Here is a 3,359-nt window from a genome sequence, read left to right as displayed (position 1 = left end):
ATCAAGACGATACCTCTTTCATTAATTGTGTAGGAACTTTAATGATAACAGGTCGTATCGACTTGGTGTTTTTTATTTTGTCTGAGTGCTAACGATAGTGGCTAACTTGATTGTAAAACGCGGGGATTTTTTTATTTGGACGATAAGCTGGTGCGCAGCGCATCGCTAAATTTCGCCCAATGTGGATAGGTAATGTGATCACATATTATCAACAACACAATGACCAAGGCACAAATCGGCAGTAAGTTCGGCGGCAAAAACATGATCGCCATCACGCCGCCTGCCACCAATGGCGATTCTAAAATCGTGCCGCCACAAGCAATCGCAAACACCGCGATCACAAACGTGGCATCCAGTGGCAACCACTGACTCAGCGCGATGCCTTGGGCAGTGGCACAAAACAATACCGGAAAAATGTCCCCACCGATCCAGCCGGTGTTCAAACAAATCGTCAGCAACGCCAACTTCAATCCTGCTGCTAGCAACAATGCGCCAGTGGTGTGGTGTTGCCAAGCCCCAGCTAGCAAGTGAAAATTCGCCATCCCCGAATTGTTGATCGCCGGCAGCCAAATGCTGGCCGCATAAATGGCAATCCCACCGACGATCAGCAAGGCCCAATCGCGATGAACGCGGCCTAACAAACTTTTACGCAAGGTGATCATCGCCGTTAATTCTAAGCGGCCGACAAGACGCCCGCCAGCAAATATCGGCACCAGCCAAAGCAACTCGCGCCATTGCCAAGCGCTATGCCCGAGATAAACAATCACCGACGGCTCGCCGCCAAACTTGCACGTGAGATAAAAGGCGATGATGCCAGCTGCCAAGAAACAAATGGTTTGGCCAGTCCACAAGCTGGCTTGGACTTTGGCCGCTGAACGTGGCATTAACCCGCGGTGTGGCTGCCAGAGCAAACGCCAGCGGGCACTTGTGGATAAGTCGTCCCAATGCGCATTTAAATCGCGCAACTTGTCCAATAACCAGATCCCACCTAAACAAGTCGTGGACACCAACGTCGCTTCTGGGCCTAGGCTGGTGCCAGATGTTAAGATCAACGCTGGCAATACGAACTGTAAAGGTAAGTAGCGGTAATCACTACTGCCAGTGGCGGCCAGATCAGCGCGAATCTGCCCTAATGGCTTGGGTAGTTGGCCAAAGCGGCGCTGGATCCAAAAAATCAAGGCGCCCACGCCGATCAACCAAACCGCGTTAAACACCGGGCGCACCACATGTCCGATGCCGACGATCGCGATCAATTGGCCTTGCAGCAAATAAAACCCACCTAAGCCACACCCAATCAGCGCGCTGATGAACAAACCGTATCCCCAAATGACGAACTGCTTGTGCATGAATCCCCCTATAAGTTGTAAAAATCACGTCCTTTCTAGCATACGGTGGGCGAAAAGTTGTGTCCAGACGGCTAAACTTGGAGAAATTTGTGCATAACTATCCTGAATACAAAAAAATCCCTTACCTTGTTCATCGCGGTAGGGGATAACTTGTGCATTAGTTGATCGTGGTGCCAGTGGCATCGATGTCTGTGACTAACAATTGACCAGCAGTTAAACTGCGATGCAACAAGTCGACAAAGCGAATCGCCTTGACAGGTGCCAGACATACCAAAGCTGGACCGTTGCCAGCCACAAAGCAACCGTAGCCGCCGCATTGCATCACGGCGCGGTTGACCATTTCAGCTTGCGGAAAATATTCTGGGGTCACTTGTGTTTGCAAAGGCTCCAAGGGCAAATGACTGCGTAAATAATTGTCGTCCGCTTTGGCCAAAGCTTTGGTAAAGCGCGCATAATCAGCCGGGTTGATATTTTGGCCGAGATAATGGCTCGGGACGCTGGCTTCGCTGAAATGATCCGGTAAATAGATCACCCATTGCAAAGGCTCAACTGTCTGACGCTCGAGACGCTCAGTACGGGGATCATAAGTTTGCATGCCACCGTGCAAGGCCGCTTGCAATCCTGCTGGGTATGGCTCATAGCCTAACGCGGTTTGAATGATCTGCGCTTCGCTGAGATGCAAGTTTGCCAGTTGATCGGCCAACATGATCCCCGCTAAAGTCGCAGCGTTGGAGCCGCCTAATCCTGCGCCAACTGGTAAGTCAGTGGTCAACACTAAACGATGCGGCAACAAGCCTGGCGCGACGCTGTCAGCAACAGAGACGATCATGTTACTTTGATCATGGGCCAACTTCGCCTCCGCATGATCAACTTGCCAATCTAATGATTCTTCTTCAACATCAATATTCAAACCTGCAGTGATGGCAGTGGCAAGGTTTTGCCCGAGTGGTGAGCGGGATGTGATCACACCTGGAACGTGAATTCGCATATGTCGTCCTCCTTTCGTAAACGCGTGACTATGACGCGTCGACTAAAATGAAATTACACATAGTATATCTAATAATAATCTCATTTTCCAGACGTTTTTTCATTTTACTGAAAAATGGTACAATTATTGAGATTGGGAGGAAGATATGGTCAAACTGATATTATTGCGGCATGGGCAAAGTGCGGCGAATTTCTCAAATACCTATACCGGTTGGTCAGATGTGCCGCTGACTGACTTTGGCGTGCAACAAGCCCAAGCGGCAGGACAAGCGTTGGCTGAAACCGGGATCTTAGTGGATCATGTGCACACCAGTTTGTTGCAACGGGCGATCAAGACCGCTTATTTGGTGCAAGATGAACTGGATGCCAACTGGTTGCCGATCACCAAGTCTTGGCGTTTGAATGAGCGTCATTATGGGGCGTTGCGCGGGATCAACAAGGATCGGACGCGCAAGTTGTTTGGCGAGAAGCAAGTGGCAGTATGGCGGCGCAGTTTCGACGGGCGACCACCATTGTTGGTGCACCCCAGTCGCTCAAGGCGCTATCATGCTTATCCCAAAAGCATTGTGCCGCGTGGCGAAAGCTTAGCCGATGCAGTGGTGCGCTTAGTGCCTTATTGGACCGCTGAGTTGGCGCCACGCTTGATGGCAGGCGAAAATCAATTAGTGGTCGCCCATGGCTCGACACTGCGGGCGTTGATCAAGTATTTGGAAAACATTTCCGATGCGGGGATCGATCAAGTTGAAGTGGCCAATGCGCAACCGATCGTTTACACCTTGGATGCCAAGTTGAACATTTTGGATAAAACGGTATTACCGACAAAAATCGTCCGGTAGTAGGCGATTTAAACCGGTGAGCAAAAAAAATAAACCCAAGCCGCAGCTTGCGTTTATTTTTTTGGGTCTAAAATTTTTGGTGTTGAAGAGTACTTCAACGCTGGAAGTTTTAGGCCTTTTTAGATAACACAAAAACACCTACTCCCTCCAGTGTTATGCTTTAAGCGACCAAACCAAAAGATAAACGAGG

The 3,359-nt window shown here is 49.8% G+C and carries 3 protein-coding genes; 1 reads left to right on the top strand and 2 read right to left on the bottom strand.

Going from position 1 to position 3,359, the window contains the following annotated elements:
- Positions 1–131 precede the first annotated feature (131 nt).
- Positions 132–1,346, bottom strand: a complete 1,215-nt coding sequence (locus ACKTSG_RS13870) for a chloride channel protein (protein WP_407895592.1) — start codon at positions 1,344–1,346, stop codon at positions 132–134.
- A 157-nt stretch (positions 1,347–1,503) separates the two neighbouring features.
- Positions 1,504–2,334: a GHMP family kinase ATP-binding protein gene (locus tag ACKTSG_RS13865; RefSeq protein WP_407895591.1), complete on the bottom strand. Its 831-nt coding sequence runs from the start codon at positions 2,332–2,334 to the stop codon at positions 1,504–1,506.
- 145 nt (positions 2,335–2,479) lie between these two features.
- Here ACKTSG_RS13865 and ACKTSG_RS13860 point away from each other — a divergent pair, with 145 nt between their 5' ends.
- A complete protein-coding gene (locus ACKTSG_RS13860) occupies positions 2,480–3,169 on the top strand; it encodes a 2,3-bisphosphoglycerate-dependent phosphoglycerate mutase (RefSeq protein ID WP_407895589.1) in 690 nt (229 codons plus the stop codon).
- The last annotated feature ends 190 nt before the right edge of the window (positions 3,170–3,359 follow it).

Source organism: Lacticaseibacillus salsurae (assembly GCF_045862175.1).
GTDB classification, from domain to species: domain Bacteria; phylum Bacillota; class Bacilli; order Lactobacillales; family Lactobacillaceae; genus Lacticaseibacillus; species Lacticaseibacillus salsurae.
The sequence above is the reverse complement of the archived record's forward strand: the minus strand, read 5'-3'. Positions and strand labels throughout refer to the sequence as shown.